At 63.0% G+C, this 15,644-nt stretch carries 14 protein-coding genes; 11 read left to right on the forward strand and 3 right to left on the reverse strand.

Annotated elements, in window-relative coordinates:
- The 10 genes from U5A58_RS20270 to yicI all read left to right on the forward strand — a co-directional run bounded on the left by U5A58_RS20270 (position 1) and on the right by yicI (position 12,080).
- Positions 1-1,041, forward strand: a complete 1,041-nt coding sequence (locus U5A58_RS20270) for an amidohydrolase family protein (RefSeq protein ID WP_321962770.1) — start codon at positions 1-3, stop codon at positions 1,039-1,041.
- Positions 1,038-1,721 carry an RraA family protein gene (locus tag U5A58_RS20275; protein ID WP_321962771.1) on the forward strand — a complete coding sequence of 228 codons (684 nt, stop codon included), beginning with the start codon at positions 1,038-1,040 and terminating at the stop codon, positions 1,719-1,721. The genes U5A58_RS20270 and U5A58_RS20275 overlap by 4 nt, the downstream gene beginning before the upstream one ends.
- 82 nt (positions 1,722-1,803) lie before the next feature.
- Positions 1,804-2,196 (forward strand): hypothetical protein, encoded by a 393-nt coding sequence (locus tag U5A58_RS20280; RefSeq protein WP_321915025.1) that lies wholly within the window; start codon positions 1,804-1,806, stop codon positions 2,194-2,196.
- A gap of 645 nt (positions 2,197-2,841) precedes the next feature.
- On the forward strand, positions 2,842-3,987 hold the full coding sequence (locus U5A58_RS20285) for a hypothetical protein (protein WP_321962772.1): 1,146 nt from the start codon (positions 2,842-2,844) through the stop codon (positions 3,985-3,987).
- A gap of 166 nt (positions 3,988-4,153) precedes the next feature.
- Complete coding sequence (locus U5A58_RS20290; protein ID WP_321962773.1) at positions 4,154-5,200, forward strand: substrate-binding domain-containing protein; 1,047 nt, start codon at positions 4,154-4,156, stop codon at positions 5,198-5,200.
- A gap of 262 nt (positions 5,201-5,462) precedes the next feature.
- Entirely contained in the window at positions 5,463-6,674 is a 1,212-nt protein-coding gene (locus U5A58_RS20295) for a sugar ABC transporter substrate-binding protein (protein ID WP_321962774.1), read from the forward strand.
- A gap of 87 nt (positions 6,675-6,761) precedes the next feature.
- Positions 6,762-7,700, forward strand: coding sequence for a sugar ABC transporter permease (locus U5A58_RS20300; protein WP_321962775.1), 939 nt, complete (start codon positions 6,762-6,764; stop codon positions 7,698-7,700).
- 84 nt (positions 7,701-7,784) lie between these two features.
- Positions 7,785-8,597, forward strand: a complete 813-nt coding sequence (locus U5A58_RS20305) for a carbohydrate ABC transporter permease (RefSeq protein WP_321962776.1) — start codon at positions 7,785-7,787, stop codon at positions 8,595-8,597.
- Positions 8,598-8,615: 18 nt separating this feature from the next.
- Positions 8,616-9,695 carry a sn-glycerol-3-phosphate ABC transporter ATP-binding protein UgpC gene (locus U5A58_RS20310; protein WP_321962777.1) on the forward strand — a complete coding sequence of 360 codons (1,080 nt, stop codon included), beginning with the start codon at positions 8,616-8,618 and terminating at the stop codon, positions 9,693-9,695.
- 54 nt (positions 9,696-9,749) lie between these two features.
- A complete protein-coding gene (yicI, locus tag U5A58_RS20315; protein ID WP_321962778.1) occupies positions 9,750-12,080 on the forward strand; it encodes an alpha-xylosidase in 2,331 nt (776 codons plus the stop codon).
- 77 nt (positions 12,081-12,157) lie between these two features.
- Here yicI and U5A58_RS20320 read toward each other — a convergent pair whose 3' ends face one another.
- Positions 12,158-12,424 (reverse strand): DUF4148 domain-containing protein, encoded by a 267-nt coding sequence (locus U5A58_RS20320; RefSeq protein ID WP_321915017.1) that lies wholly within the window; start codon positions 12,422-12,424, stop codon positions 12,158-12,160.
- Positions 12,425-12,615: 191 nt separating this feature from the next.
- On the reverse strand, positions 12,616-13,653 hold the full coding sequence (locus U5A58_RS20325; RefSeq protein ID WP_321962779.1) for a GGDEF domain-containing protein: 1,038 nt from the start codon (positions 13,651-13,653) through the stop codon (positions 12,616-12,618).
- Between the two features lie 306 nt (positions 13,654-13,959).
- On the opposite strand from U5A58_RS20325, the gene U5A58_RS20330 reads away from it, so the two are divergent.
- Positions 13,960-15,213, forward strand: a complete 1,254-nt coding sequence (locus tag U5A58_RS20330) for a serine hydrolase domain-containing protein (RefSeq protein ID WP_321962780.1) — start codon at positions 13,960-13,962, stop codon at positions 15,211-15,213.
- Between the two features lie 136 nt (positions 15,214-15,349).
- Here U5A58_RS20330 and U5A58_RS20335 read toward each other — a convergent pair whose 3' ends face one another.
- Positions 15,350-15,583 (reverse strand): 4-oxalocrotonate tautomerase family protein, encoded by a 234-nt coding sequence (locus U5A58_RS20335; RefSeq protein WP_321915014.1) that lies wholly within the window; start codon positions 15,581-15,583, stop codon positions 15,350-15,352.
- Positions 15,584-15,644: the final 61 nt, after the last annotated feature.

Below are 15,644 nucleotides of genomic sequence, written 5' to 3' on the forward strand. Positions count from 1 at the left end.
ATGATCATTGATTGCCACGGTCACTACACGACCTCGCCGCCCCAGCACGAAGCCTGGCGTGCTAAACAGATTGCCGCGCTCAAGGACGGCACGCCGGTGCCGCCGCGCCCGTCGATCTCCGACGACGAGATTCGCGAGAGCATCGAGAACGGCCAGCGCCGCATTCAGCGCGAGCGCGGCACGGACCTGACGATCTTCTCCCCGCGCGCCGCCGGCATGGGGCACCACGAGGCGGGCGAAGCGGCCAATGCGCGCTGGTCCAGCGAATGCAATGACCTCGTGCATCGCGTGTGCTCGCTGTTCCCGCAGCATTTCGTGGGCGTTTGCCAGCTGCCGCAAGCGCAGGGCGTGTCGCCGGAGAACTGCATTCCCGAGTTGCGGCGTTGCGTGGAGGAACTGGGTTTCGTGGGCTGCAACCTGAATCCCGATCCATCGGGCGGGCACTGGTCCGGGCCGCCGGTCACGGACCGCTCGTGGTATCCGCTTTACGAGGCCATGGTCGAGCTCGATGTGCCCGCCATGATTCACGTTTCGTCGTCATGCAATCCTAACTTTCATGCCACGGGCGCGCATTACATCAACGGCGACACCTCGGTGTTCATGCAGCTCTTGCAGGGCGACCTCTTCGCCGACTTCCCGACCTTGCGCTTCATCATTCCGCATGGCGGCGGCGCGGTGCCGTATCACTGGGGGCGTTATCGCGGTCTGGCGCAGGACATGAAACGCCCGCTCCTGAAGGACTATCTCCTCAAGAACGTCTTTTTCGATACCTGCGTGTACCACCAGCCGGGCTCCGACCTGCTCGCCAAGGTGATTCCGGTCGAGAACATCCTGTTCGCCTCGGAGACGATCGGCGCGGTGCAGGGCATCGACCCGGAAACCGGGCACTACTACGACGACACGCGCCGCTATATCGACGCGATCGAATGGCTGAGCGACGCCGACCGGCAACGCATTTACGAAGGCAACGCGCGCGCGGTGTACAGCCGCCTTTCCGCGCAGATCGAACGACAAACCGCACTGGAAGGGATGACGAAATGAATCACAATGCAAACCCGATCGGCTGGCGCGAAAACGCATCCGCACCCCAGGCCAGCGAAGCCACGCTCGCCGTGTTGCGCGAACTGGCCGTGTCGCTCCTGAGCGATAACATGGCGCGCTCGAGCGGCATTCTCGGCTTGCAGCCGTTCCACAAGGCCAAGCCGATGGCGGGCACGGCCGTGACCGTGCGCACGCGACCCGGCGACAATCTCGCCATTCATCGCGCCTTCGACTTCTGCCGGCCGGGCGACGTGCTCGTGATCGACGGCGCAGGCGAAGTGACCCAGGCGCTGATGGGCGACATCATGTCGAGCTATGCAGAAAGCCTTGGTGTACAGGGCCTCGTGATCGACGGCGCGATCCGCGACGTTGGCGCACTTCGGCAGCGCGACTTTCCTGTTTATGCGCGCGGCGTGACGCATCGCGGCCCCTACAAGAACGGACCCGGCGAAATCAACGTGCCCGTGACCATCGGCAGAATGGTCGTCAACCCGGGCGACATCATCGTCGGCGACGAGGACGGTTTGCTCGCCATCGCCCCCGAAGATGTGGAAACCGTGATTGCGGGCGCGCGCAAGCAGGGCGAAAAGGAGGCCGCCGCATTGCAGGCGATAGCCGAAGGCCGCTTCGACCGCGCTTGGGTGTTGCCGCATATCGAACGCATGAGAAGCGGGGTTTGATGATCTCTCGTGGCGCCAGGCGTTAAGATGCGCGCTGGAGCCTGTGCGCTCCCTGGCTCAACCGCAGATCCATTCTTGCTCCATGACCCGATACCTTGACGCTGCCGCGCTGCGCGAACTCGCCGAACACGCGGAGCGAACCGACCCGCCGCCATGCACCTGCACGAAAACGCCGCTCGATGGCTGGCAATCGCAACCGCTTTCGCTCGACGAGCGGCAACTGGAACAGATCGGCACGCTCGTATGCGCCGACGAAGCCGAGCCGACCTTTGCCGAACATCTGCCGGGGGAAACCGGCTACTGGTCGGAGAGCGCGCCGATCGCACCCCGGTACTTTCCGTATAACCGTTGCGGTGTCTGGAAGTGCACACTGTGCGGACGCCTTTACCTTCGCTATACGGAAGGCGGCGGCTATTTCGTCGATCAGCGCATCCGTGCGTTGAAAGCGCGGTTGATCGAGGATGTGCCGCTTTGAGTACGGCTAGATTGGCGAATAACTTCTGATTCGCTCACGCTTATATTCGTTGTGAATCATCCAGAGGCCAGGCTTTTCCCTGGCCTCTCTTTCATTTCTCTCGGCATGACATTCGACTGACTGCCTATAGCGCTTTCGAATTCACAACCGCGCCTTACATGAGCGCGCAGGTCGCGCGGCACAACGCGTGCGTGCGTCGAGCCGGGCCTCTCGATGTGCCCGCGCATCAAATCCTCAATGGCGAGTTGAAGCTCGCGCCCAGACGCCCTCGCTGCAGTGCGATGCAGGAGATGGCGCGACGCAGCACGCGGCGATTATCTTCCCGCTCTGATCAATTCTGAGTTTTGTTCTCAAAATCAAATGCGTGATTTAAAACTTACTAAGTTCGCGTAATTCCTTGGTCGAAAAATTTCCGCAGCCATACATTCATAGATGCCTTTATATGGAAACGATCAATTTCTTTGTTGTGCATGATTACCGTTCCTTGCGCATTCTTACGTCCAGATCGAAGCCCTGCCATTTGGCCGCTTCAAGGACATGGATGACGTGAGCCGCAGTGCGATGACAAGTCATCGATGTGCTCCCGCAGATTCCGTGAGGTATTCGTGTTGACCCACTTGTTCTGCTACTCAAAGGAGCCGACTGATGAATAAACCGTTATTGGCCTTTCTATTGATAGCCACCGTAGCCGTTGCCGGTTGCGGCGGAGGAGACAGCTCCAGCTCGAACCCGACTTCGGCCGCGGCCACACCGTCCGCGCCGAAACTGCTCACGAACATTGCCGTGCCCAATACCACGAGCCCTGCGTTCAGCTTCGACATCGGCTATGTGGAGGCGGGCAAGTATTATCTGGCCGATCGTAACAACAAGTCTGTCGATGTCGTCGACACCAAATCGGACGCGCTTATTGCACAGATTACCGGCAACTTCACTGGCGTGGGCGCGAATACCGATGCCTCCGGGCCGGACGGCATCGTGGGCGTGACGGGAACGCATACGCTGTATGTAGGCGACGTCGATAACGTGAAAGTCGTCGATACGTCCGCGATGCAAACGGTCAAGACGATCCCCATCAGCACGTCCGGCTCGCGCGTGGATGAAGGCTGCTACGATCCCGACGACCATCTCATCATGTTTGCGAGCCCCGGCGACACGCCGCCCTACGTGACCTTCATCTCGACCACGACGCAGACCGTCGTGAACAAGCTGGTCTTTAACGGCTCATCCGGTCTCGAAGCCTGCGCATACGACCCGGTGTCGAAGAACTTCCTCATCAACAACGACGGAACGGCCGCGAACCCCGACGGCGAACTCGACGTGATTACAGCCAGTTCGGTCACTTCGGGCACGCCTGCAGTCAGCAAGTCGTTTCCGCTCGGTAAATGCGGGCCTGCAGGCATCGCGCTCGGTCCTAACAGTGACGTGCTGATTGGCTGCGATCCTTCGGCGGGTGACCCGCTCATCACGCTGATACTCGATCGCAATACAGGCGCGCAACTCGCGTCGGTGCCATTTGGCGGCGTGGATCAGGTGGCATACGATCGCTCGTCGAACCGCTATTTCCTGCCAGCGCGCCACTACGTCACGAGCGGCACCGCGGCGGCGTCGGGCTTCACGCCGACCATGGGTGTCATCGACGGCGCGACGCGCAAGCTCATCTATACCGTGGCGGTGGGAACGGGCGCGCACTCGGTTGGCATCGACAGTAGCCTGGGCGAAGTCTTCGTGCCATACCAGCCCGGCGCATCGGCATTTCCGAATGGCGGGATATCGGTGTTCTCGACGCAGTAGCCAGGAAGCACGAAGCCATAGCCAACAGCCGGCGGACGAGAAAATCGTCCGCTGGCTGTTTTGTTTCTTCGGCTGCTTCGGCCCTTCGGTCACTTACGGTTATGATGTTTCGCACCGTGCCGGCTCCGCGAGCCCGGACTGATTCCATTCATCATTACACCAGCGCATGGGTATTCGGGAACTCGCCAAAGTACTGAAGCTGTCCGTTTCGACCGTGTCGCGCGCCTTGAACGACAGCGACGAGGTGAGCGCCGAAACGCGCGAGCGCGTGCGCGCCGCCGCGCTCGAGCATGGCTACGCACCCAGCAAATCGGCCGCTAGCCTGCGCCGGGGGCGGCTCGACATTGTCGGGCTGATGCTGCCGGTGCGGCGCGAAGAAGAGACCTACACGCTCGGCATTTTCATGAAGCTGGCGGACGGTCTGCAGTCGGTGTTGTCGCGCCACGGCATGGATCTTGTCATGTATTCGAGCGAGTCGTGGGACGACGAGTTCGCGCGGCTGCGGCGCATTGTCGATCGCCGGCATGTGGACGGCGTGATTCTCGCGGGCACGCGCAAGCACGACGAACGGCTCGACTATGTCGCGAGCCGCCATTTTCCGTTCGTGGCGCTCGGCCGCAGCGAGTCGGGCGGCGAGCATGCGTGGGTCGATCTGGACTTCGAGGCGGCCGTGACGGAGGGCGTCGAGCGGCTCGTGGCGCAAGGGCATCGGCGTATCGCGCTCGCCATTCCCGGCGGCGACGCCATGCAGGCGCACATCTACCTGCGCGCATGGAAGAAAGCGATGAAGAAGCACGGGCTGCCGGTGCCCGAAGGCTTCGTGCAGCGCAACGAACTCTCGGAGCGCGGTGGCTATCTCGCGACCGAAGCGTTGCTCAACCTGGACGTGCCGCCGGACGCGCTGATGTTCCAGAGCGACTGCATGGCGATTGGCGCGTACCGCAAGCTGCACGAAACGGGCAGGGCGCCGGGCCGCGATCTGGCGATTTCGGGCGGCGTGCTGGCGGGCGAAGTGTCGGAATACCTGGCTCCGCGCCTCTCCGGCTTCACGCTCGACGCGTATGGTCTCGGGCAGCGCCTTGCGCAGGCGCTGCTCGCGCAGTTCCCGGATATCGGCGAAGCCTACCGCGCCGCGCGCGAGCCGCTGCTGTGGCCGCTGACGCTGCGCGAGCGCGATGACGACACCGTGACGCCCGAGGCCGTCCAACGCTAACGGCCGGCCCGGCAACGCCGCGCAAAGTATTGCGGTTTCCGCGAATCGACATTGTGATTTTCGCTTGGCTGTCTTGACAGCGCCTGCCTCACACGCAACTATTTGCCTGTTTCCGGAAACGTTTCCGGAAAACGCGGTTCCCGCGGCACGAAGTCATGAGACCGAGGCCAGATAACGCGAACCGAACGAGACGGCTCCCGCACCGCCACAGAAAAGAGCCTGAAACAAAGCGCGATTCCCAACGCGCGAAAACGGAGACAGCATGAAGAAGCTACTTGCCGCATCCGCGGCCATTGGTTTGGCATTCTCGCTTTCCTGTGCGTCGCTGCACGCCGCGACGCTCTCGGTCTGGGCCGTGGACGAGCCCGACGACTACACCGCGAAAATGGCGCAGGAATTCGGGAAGCTGCATCCCGATGTCCAGGTGCAGATCCGCAAGGTGGGGTTTGCGGCGCTCAACGACGAAACCATGCGCGCCGTGATGTCCGGCAACATGCCGGACGTCGTGCCGGTCGACAACCCGAACACGGCGATGTTCGCTTCGAAGAACGCACTGCTCGATCTTGGTCCGTACCTCGCGAAGTCGAAGGTGATCGACGCGAAGCAGATCTTCCCCGGCCCGCTGAAAAACGCCACGTGGAACGGCAAGGTGTACGCCATTCCGCGCGGCACGAACACGCTCGCGCTGTACTACAACAAGGACATGTTCAAGGCAGCCGGGCTCGATCCCGAGCGTGCACCGCAAACGTGGGACGAGCTCTATTCCGACGCGCAAAAGCTCACCGACGCAAAGAAAGGCGTGTACGGTCTCGCGTTTTCCGCCATCAACACGGAAGAGGGCGTGTTCCAGTTCCTGCCGTTCGTGCAGGCCGCGGGCGCCGACTGGGACCGCATGAGCGACCCGGGCGCGGTGCGCGCGGCGGCCTTCTGGCAGAAGCTGCTGGACAGCAAGGTGGCCTCGCCGGACACGCTCACGCATAGCCAGTCGGAGGCGGCGGCCACGTTCATCAACGGCAATGCCGCGATGGACATCGACGGTCCGTGGGAACTGGGCGCCGTGGACAAGGGCGCGAAGTTCAAGTGGGGCGTGGCGCTCCTGCCGGTCGAGAAGGCGGGCGGCCCGCGCGCCTCGGCGCTCGGCGAGCAGAATCACGCGATCCTGCGCGGCGCGAAGAACCCGGACGTGGCCTTCCAGTTCCTCGAGTACATGTATGCGCAGCGCGGCCGCGACTGGAACGAATTCGGCATGCTGCCGCCTTCGAAAGACACTGTGACGCCGGACCCGAAGTGGCCGCAGGCATACAAGGTGTTCAACGAGCAGATGCAGTACGCCCGTCCGCGCGGTCCGAACCCGAACTGGCCGAAAATCTCGAAGTCGATCTCCGACGCGGTCCAGTCCGTGCTGACGCATCAGGCCACGCCGCAACAGGCCATGGCGGCGGACGCACAGACGGTTCAAGCCGCGGCCAAATAAGCATTCCGAACGAAGTATGGCATTGAGGTTGCCGCCCGAGGAACATGCGTTCTTCGGGCGCTGGCCCGCCATTGAGCAATGACCGCCATGAACACACTTTTGCGCCGTGCTCCGCGCGACCCGGCAGCGGGGCTCCTGCGCCGCTTTCCGCGCGCCCATGCCTTCGAGATTTCGCTGGCGGTGTTCGCGTTGCTGTATCTGCTGGTGTTTGCGGGCCTGCCGCTCGTCTACAACATCGTGCTGTCGTTTCAGCAGGTCGATTTGATGGCGCCTGCCACGCTGTTGCGGCCGTTCGTCGGGCTCGCCAACTATCGCGATGTGTTCAGCCGTCCCGAGATGCACCAGGTGATCGTGAACACGGTGCTGTTCGTTGGGCTGTCGCTCGTCTTTCAGGTGGTGATCGGCTTTCTGCTGGCGTTGTTGTTCGCGCAGGACTTTCCGTTTTCGAGCCTCATGCGCGGCCTCTTTCTCGCGGGCTGGATCATGCCGGGCCTCGTGGTCGGCGTGATCTGGAAGCTGATTTTCGCGGGCGATTATGGCGTGCTCAATCACGTGCTGATGCAAACGCACATCCTGCAAGAGAAAATCTTCTGGCTCTCCGACCCGCACTGGTCGCTCTATGCGGTGATCGCCGCGAACGTGTGGCTTGGCGTGCCGTTCAACATGCTGCTGCTCTCGGTCGGACTCGCAGCCATTCCGGCCGACCTTTATGAAGCGGCTGAACTCGACGGCGCGAATGCGCTGCAACGCTTCGTCGGCATCACGTTGCCGATGATGAAAGCCACGCTTGGCGCCGTGATCGCGTTGGGCGCGATCCTGACAATGCAGCAGTTCGACCTGATCGCCGCGCTCACGCAAGGCGGTCCGGCCAACTCGTCGCTCGTCGCGCAGTACTGGTCCTGGCAGCTTTCCCTGCAGACCTTCGAGGTGTCGGCGGGCTCCGCGGTGGCCACGGTCATGCTGGTGCTCGTGCTGATCGTCGCGGTGATCTATGTGCGCTCCACTCGCAACGAAAGGATGGTGTGAGATGAAACAGCCCCCACGCTCGCTGCGCTCACGGCCCCCCAGGGGGGCGGCCAGCCTCCTTGGGGCGGCCCTGCGGAGGCTGGCATGAAGCGCTATGTGCTGTTCGCCATCGCGCTGTGTGTCACGGTGGTTTATCTGTTCCCGCTGTACTGGATGTACATCACCGCGTTCAAGAGCGCGAGCGAAATGTTCCAGTATCCGCCCACGTTCTGGCCGCAGCATCTGCAATCGCATCTGTGGCAGGTGTTCAGCAGCAGCGGCATGGGCCGCTTCCTGTGGAACTCGTTCGTGACCGCCTGCGGCACGGTGGCGGTGACCGTGTTCGTCGGCACGGGCGCGGCCTACGCGCTCGCGTTCGTGCAGAACCGCTGGACCGGTTTCGCTATCTTCGCGGTGCTGGTGCTCCAGGCGCTGCCTTCGAGCCTCATGGTCACGCCGATCTTCACGGCGTTCAAGAGCCTCGGCCTGCTCGATACGCCGCGTCTGGCCGTCGTGCTCGCGCAGATCACCAAAACGCTGCCGTTCTATATCGTGCTGTGCCGCCCGAGCTTCGTGCAGGTGCCGCGCGAGTTGCGCGACGCGGCGCTCGTGGACGGCGCCACGCCGGCGCGCGCGTTCTTCGGCGTGATTCTGCCGCTCGCGGTCAACGGCATTCTCGTCTCGGCGATTCTCGTGTTCCTGCAATCGTTCGGCGAGTACGTGTACGCCCGCTCGCTGATTCTCGACGACCAGTATCAGACCGCCACGGTGGGCCTTTCGGCATTCGTCGGCGCGACCAAGGTCGACTGGATCGGCATCATGACCTACTCGGCCATTTTCGTCACGCCTATCCTCGTGGCGTTCATGCTGCTGCAACGCAAGATCGTCTCCGGGCTGACGGCCGGCGCGCTCAAGTAACGCATACGGAGAATCGCTGTGGATCGCATACAGATCGAGCGCCTGAGCAAGAGCTACGGAGCCGTGCAGGTGTTGAAGGACATCGACATTAGCGTGCCCGAAGGGTGTTTCGTCGCGCTGGTCGGGCCTTCGGGCTGCGGCAAGTCCACCTTGCTGCGCACCATTGCCGGGCTCGAGCAGATTACGGGCGGCACGCTGCGTATCGACGGCCAGGTCGTCAACGACGTGCCGCCGCGCAAGCGCGACGTGGCGATGGTGTTCCAGAGCTACGCGCTCTACCCGCACATGAACATCGAAAAGAACATGTCGTACTCGCTGCGGCTGCGGCGCGCTGCACCCCAGGTCATTCGCGAAAGCATAGACGGCGTGGCGCGTACGCTGGGCCTCGACCAGCTGCTCGGGCGCATGCCGCGCCAGCTTTCGGGCGGTCAGCGCCAGCGCGTGGCCATGGGTCGCGCAATCGTACGCAATCCGAAAGTATTTCTGTTCGACGAACCGCTCTCGAATCTCGACGCGGCGCTGCGCGTGCATATGCGCACGGAGATCCGCAAGCTGCATCAGCGTCTTTCCGCGACTTCGGTGTATGTCACGCACGACCAGATCGAGGCGATGACCATGGCCGATCACGTGGTCGTGATGCGCGCCGGCGAAGTGGAGCAGCAGGGCGCGCCGCTCACGTTGTATCACCAGCCTGCCAACCGCTTTGTCGCAGGCTTCATCGGTTCGCCTTCGATGAACTTCATCGAAGCCGTGATCGGGCCGGACGGGCGCAGCGCACAATTCGGCGGCACACAAGGCGCGAGCGTGCAGACGCTGGACCTTGGGCGTTCGATGCCAGCGGGCGCGGAAGTCTGGATCGGTTTGCGTCCCGAACATTTGACGTTGCACCGCGAGGCCCACGGCCTGCGCGGCGTGATCGACACCGTGGAGACCACCGGCTCCATGAACTTCATCGCGGCGAAGCTCGATGGCGTTGCGGCGCCCGTGATGATCGCGCAGGCCGGGGTATGCGCCATGCGCAGCGGCGAATCGCTGGGGCTCGACATTTCGGGCGAGCACATTCACGTGTTCGACAGGAAGACCGAGCGGGCGCTGTAGCCAAACCGCAAGTGAATCTGGACAAGCTGTTCAATAAGCTATGAGTACATCTAAATGAAAATCAGCGATGGCAACTGGTTGATCCGGGACGGCCTGAACGTCTCGTACTCAACGTCGCCGCACAGCGTGGAGATCGTCGGCGACGAACTACTCGTGCACGTCGCGCCGCGCGACGTTTCGAACCGCGAACGGCAACTCGACACGGGCCTCTTTACGTGGCGCTTCTTTTCGCCGCAAAGCGGCGTGATTGGCGTGCGCGTCGAGCATTTCGCGGGCGTGGTCGATCGCGGACCGCATTTCGCGCTCAAGCACGCGAGAACGGACATCGTTACGCAGAACACCGAGGAGGAAGCGTGCCTGACAAGCGGCTCGCTCACGGTGCGTATCGTGAAGTCGGGAGACTGGTCGGTGGATTTCCTGCGCGACGGCGAGCGCATCACCGGCAGCGGCTTTCGCGCGAGCGGCCAGGTTCACGACGCCAGCCAGCAGGGCGCCGCATTCATGTTCGAGCGCCTCGATCTCGGCGTTGGCGAGAATGTCTATGGCCTCGGCGAGCGCTTCACCGCGTTCGTGAAGAACGGTCAGGTGGTCGAAAGCTGGAACCGCGACGGCGGAACGGGCACCGAGCAGGCGTACAAGAACGTGCCGTTCTATCTGACCAACCGCGGCTACGGCGTGCTGGTGAATCATCCGGAAAACGTTTCGTTCGAAGTGGCCAGCGAGAAAGTCGCGAAGGTGCAGTTCAGCGTGGCAGGCGAGCGGCTCGAATACTACGTGATCGACGGCCCCACGCCGAAAACCGTGCTGGAGCGCTTCACGCAACTCACCGGCCGGCCCGCGCTGCCGCCCGCGTGGTCGTTCGGCCTGTGGCTCACCACCTCGTTCACGACGAATTACGACGAAGCCACGGTGAACCACTTCATCGACGGCATGGCGGAGCGCGGTATCCCGCTGCATGTGTTCCACTTCGACTGCTTCTGGATGAAAGCCTTCCACTGGTGCGATTTCGAGTGGAACCGCGAGACCTTTCCCGATCCGCAGGGCATGCTCGTGCGGCTCAAGGCACGCGGGCTGAAGATCTGCGTGTGGATCAATCCGTATATCGCGCAACCGTCGCCGCTTTTCGCCGAGGGCATGGCGAAAGGCTACCTGCTGCGCAAGCCCAACGGCGACGTGTGGCAGTGGGACCGCTGGCAGCCTGGCCAGGGCATTGTCGACTTCACGAATCCCGCTGCGGCGCAGTGGTATGCGGGCCATTTGCGTCGCTTGCTGGAAATGGGCGTGGATTGCTTCAAGACGGATTTCGGCGAGCGCATTCCCACCGACGTGGTCTATCACGACGGCTCCGATCCGCAAAAGATGCACAACTACTACAGCTACCTCTACAACAAGGTGGTGTTCGACGTGCTGCGCGAAGTGCGCGGCGAGGGCGAGGCGGTGGTGTTCGCGCGCTCGGGCACGGTGGGCAGCCAGCAGTTGCCGGTGCATTGGGGCGGCGACTGCAGCGCGACTTACGAGTCGATGGCCGAGACGCTGCGCGGCGGCCTCTCGCTGGGCTTGAGCGGCTTCGGCTTCTGGAGCCACGACATCGGCGGATTCGAGCACACTGCGCCCGCCGACGTCTACAAGCGCTGGTGCGCGTTCGGGCTGCTGTCGAGCCATAGCCGCCTGCACGGCAGCAAGTCGTATCGCGTTCCATGGCTGTTCGACGACGAAGCCGTGGACGTGGTGCGCCATTTCACCGAATGGAAGTCGCGCCTCATGCCGTACCTGTTCGACGCCGCGCAACAGGCGGTCGATCACGGCACGCCCGTGTTGCGCGCCATGCTGCTGGAGTTTCCGGAGGACCCGACCTGCGATCATCTGGACCGCCAGTATCTGCTCGGCGACTCGCTGCTGGTGGCGCCGGTGTTCAATGCCGTGGGCGACGTGGACTTCTGGCTGCCGGCGGGGCGCTGGACGCATCTGTTCACGGGCCGGCAGGTCGAGGGCGGCCGGTGGCTGCGCGAGCGGCACGGGTTTCTGAGCCTGCCGGTGTACGTGCGGCCGAATACGCTGCTCGCGATCGGGACCGAGGACCAGCGTCCCGACTACGACTACGCGTCGCGCAGCGAACTGCATCTGTTCGAGCTGGCCGATGGCGCGAGCGCGGCAGCGACGCTGCGCGACGAGCGCGGCGCAAGCGTCACTCACGTGAGCGTGACCCGGCGCGGCGACACGCTGACTGTGTGTTACGACGGCGTGAAATCGCCGTTGCCGATGACGCTGCGGCAATGGCCCGAACTGCGCGACGCCGGAGGACTGAAGGCGCTCGCCGGGGAATCAGGCGTAGTCGTGCAGTTGCCGGCAGGTGAGGGAGAAGTGGTGTTGCGCGTCCCGGCGTAAGGCCAGAAATGCGACTGGCCCGCAATGGCGGGCCAGAAGGCAACAACCTTAAAGCGTGGCTTATTCAGCCTTACAGCTTACTGCGCGGCTTGACCGGCTTGCGACGAACCGTTGTTCACGCCGCCGACTGCGCTGTTTTGCGCAGCCACGCGAGCTTCAGCGGCTTGAACGTTCGCCGGATATTCATTGGGGTTCGAACGTGCCGGATTGAAGCCGGCCTTTTCGACCTGGATCATGTCTGCACGGACTTGTGCGCGGGTCACGGGCTGGTTCGACTGGGCGAACACGGCAACGGGAGCGGCGAGGGCGGCAGCGATAACAACGGCTTGGACGAGCGATTTCATGACATAACCTCCAGATTTACTTTCTTCTTGAGCTGCCGACGGGGATGTCTGCAGCGATGGAGGCAGTGTAGGAGGGTCAGGGACTAGGGTAAATACCTAAGAAACGAATTCACTGTTTCTGCCGCAAGAACAATCCGGGCACGGGCACGGCGCAAGCCGTTTATTTCCGAACGTGGTGGGAGTCAGTGGGGTCAGACCGCGCTGGGCACCACGCCGACCGGATCGACGAACTCCGTCTTCCCCATGCCGCGCGACTTGGCCCGGTACATCGCGCTGTCCACGGCGCGCATCAAGGTTCGCGCGTCGAGCGAGCGGCTGCCGGTGCCTTCCGTGAGCAGGCACACGCCAATGCTGCAAGACACCGTGACCGGATAGCCGCTCACGGTGCGCATGTTGGCGAGAATCGCGTGGATGCTGTTGGCGACCGTGAGCGCGTCGTTCTTGTCGTAGACGTGGCGGGCCAGCACCACGAATTCGTCGCCGCCCAGGCGCGCGAGCGTGTCGCCGCGCCGCATGCGGCGCTCCAAAGCCGCGGCGAAGTTGCGCAGCAGTTCGTCGCCCACCGCGTGCCCGAAGGAGTCGTTCACTTCCTTGAAGCCGTCGAGATCGACGAGCAGCATGGCGGTGCGATCGACATCGCCGACGCGCGTAAAGAGCGTGCGCCCAATGGCCTGCTCGAGCCGCACGCGGTTGTAGAGCCCGGTGAGCGGATCGGTCGACGCCTGGCGTTCCAGCCGGTGCACGAGCACCGCCAGATAAATGGACGTCGCCACGAGGCTGAGCGCGATGCCGAGCCCGGCCGCGATGTTGGCGTGCCACCACGGCTGCCAGTGCATGAGTCCCATGATGCCGACGAGCGCGACGACACACGAAAGACCCAGCATACGCTGGCCATAGCGGCAGCCCGCGCCAACCAGAAACCAGAAGGCCACCCACAGCAGCGGCAGCGCGGCCGTGCCGCCCACGGCCAGCGCGGCGGTGACGATGGCCTGATCGGCGAACGTGGAGAGCGCGAGGCGCACGAGCGAGCGCGCCGGCGCGACGGTTACCGCCACATACGTGATGACGCCGAACGCCACATAAGCGGTGACCGCAAGAAGCGTTGCGTAGGCATGCGTCGAGCGATAGATCGAGCAGGCAAGAAGGTAGGCGAGCAGCACGACGGAACCGAGCGTAATGCGCAGTACGGCTTGCTCTTTTTCAGGGTCCTTCGGAAATGCGCGAAACAACGCTTTCCCGGGCCAGGAATGTATTTCCGTTTCGCCCATGGCTGCCACCCCCGCTGTCGTTCTGTATTTGGTCGCCCGGTAGTGTACCCCACACATATTGCGTGTCGAGGCGCGAAAAAAACGAATTTCAATCGTGCTTTGGGCCGATGCGGTTTGCATGCGCCGCGAACGCCAAAATGTGGCGTCGTGCTGGACAACGCAATGCAGCGCTGCGCAACTTCGCGCCGAATGACCGATACTGTGGCGCGCATCGCTTGCAATGCATCAGTTCCGAATACGCTCGGTCAATCCACCAAAGGAGGCGTCATGGGTAGGGAAGGTCTGGAAAAGCAGGGTATGTCGTGTGAGCGGCTCGCGCGAATCGAACGTTTTCTCGACGAAAACTACGTCGCCGCCGGCACGCTTGCGGGCACCGTCACCCAGGTGTGGCGGCGTGGCGAACTCGCGCTGAACTCGGTGCTGGGTCTTGCGGACCGCGAACGAGAGACGCGCATGGCCGAGGACTCGATCTTCCGCATCTACTCGATGACCAAGCCCATTACGTCGGTGGCGATCATGATGCTGGTCGAGGAGTGCAAGATCGCGCTCGACGACCCCGTGAGCAAGTACATCCCGTCATGGGAAAAGCTTGGCGTGTACGCGGGCGGCTTCATGGAGAGCTTCCAGACGCGTGCGGGCGCGCGCCCGATGCGCGTGGTCGACCTGTTGCGCCATACCTCGGGCCTGACCTACGGCTTCCAGCAAAACACCAACGTTGACGCGGCGTATCGCAAGCTCAAGGTGGGTGAGCTTGCAACCGCAGGCACGCTCGACGAAATGATCGAGAAGCTGGCCACGCTGCCGCTGGAATTTTCGCCGGGCGAAGCGTGGAACTATTCGGTTTCCACGGACGTACTCGGCTATCTCGTCGGCAAGGTCAGCGGCATGGCCTTCGAGGACTTTCTGAAAGCGCGCATCTTCGACCCGCTCGGCATGGTCGATACGGCCTTTTACGTGCCGCAAGAGAAGGTGTCCCGCTTCTGCGCATGCTATGCCATCGGCGCGCTCGGCTCGAAGGTCGTCTCCGATCGAGGACCGACGCTGCAGGACGATCCTCATACGAGCCCGTATCGCGAGCTGCCTTCGTTCGTTTCGGGCGGCGGCGGCCTGGTTTCCACGGCGGCGGACTACATGCGCTTCGCGCGCATGCTGCTGGGCGGCGGCGAGCTGGACGGCGTGCGCTTGCTCGGGCCGAAGACCGTCCAGCTGATGACCGCCAACCATTTGCCAGGCGGTGTCGACCTGCCGCGCCTTTCGCGCTCTATGTTCACCGAAGCGGCCTACGAAGGCGTGGGTTTCGGGCTCGGCTTCGCCACGACGATTGCGCCCGCATCCACGCTGATTCCGGGCAGCGCGGGCGACTTCTTCTGGGGCGGCGCGGCCAGCACCTTCTTCTGGGTCGATCCGCGCGAGGACATGATCGTGCTGTTTCTCACGCAACTCCTGCCTTCGACTGCGTACCCGATTCGCCGCCAGTTGCGCACGCTGGTTTACAGCGCGATTATGGAGTGCGAAGCCTGAGATTCGCGCCGCAATGGACCGGCTTTCCCGATGTGCTTTCCTTGCTGAAGGATGGACATCGATTGAAGGCGTGACCACCCACTATGCGTCCGACTCATATGTGCGCGAAGCCTGCTCTCGGGCAGGCCGCGCACATTTACTTGATGAGTCCCTTCTGTCGCCGGTAGACGTCGGTGGGCAGGCCGCCCCATCCCCAGTTTTCCGTTGGCACCTCTTCGATGACGACAAAGGTCGCCTCGAGCGGCTTGTTCAACACGTCGAGCAATAGCTGGCTCACGCCCTTGATGAGCTGGGCCTTTTCGTCCGCCGTGACGGAATCCGTGCCGGGCTTCGTGCCTTCGCGTGTGACTTGAATGGTGACGATCGGCATTTCGCTCTCCTTGATGATGATCCGTGGAAGGAGCGCCGGCGCGCGGCGCTCCTCGTTGGCA

The organism is Paraburkholderia sp. J7 (assembly GCF_905220155.1).
In the GTDB taxonomy this organism is placed as follows: domain Bacteria; phylum Pseudomonadota; class Gammaproteobacteria; order Burkholderiales; family Burkholderiaceae; genus Paraburkholderia.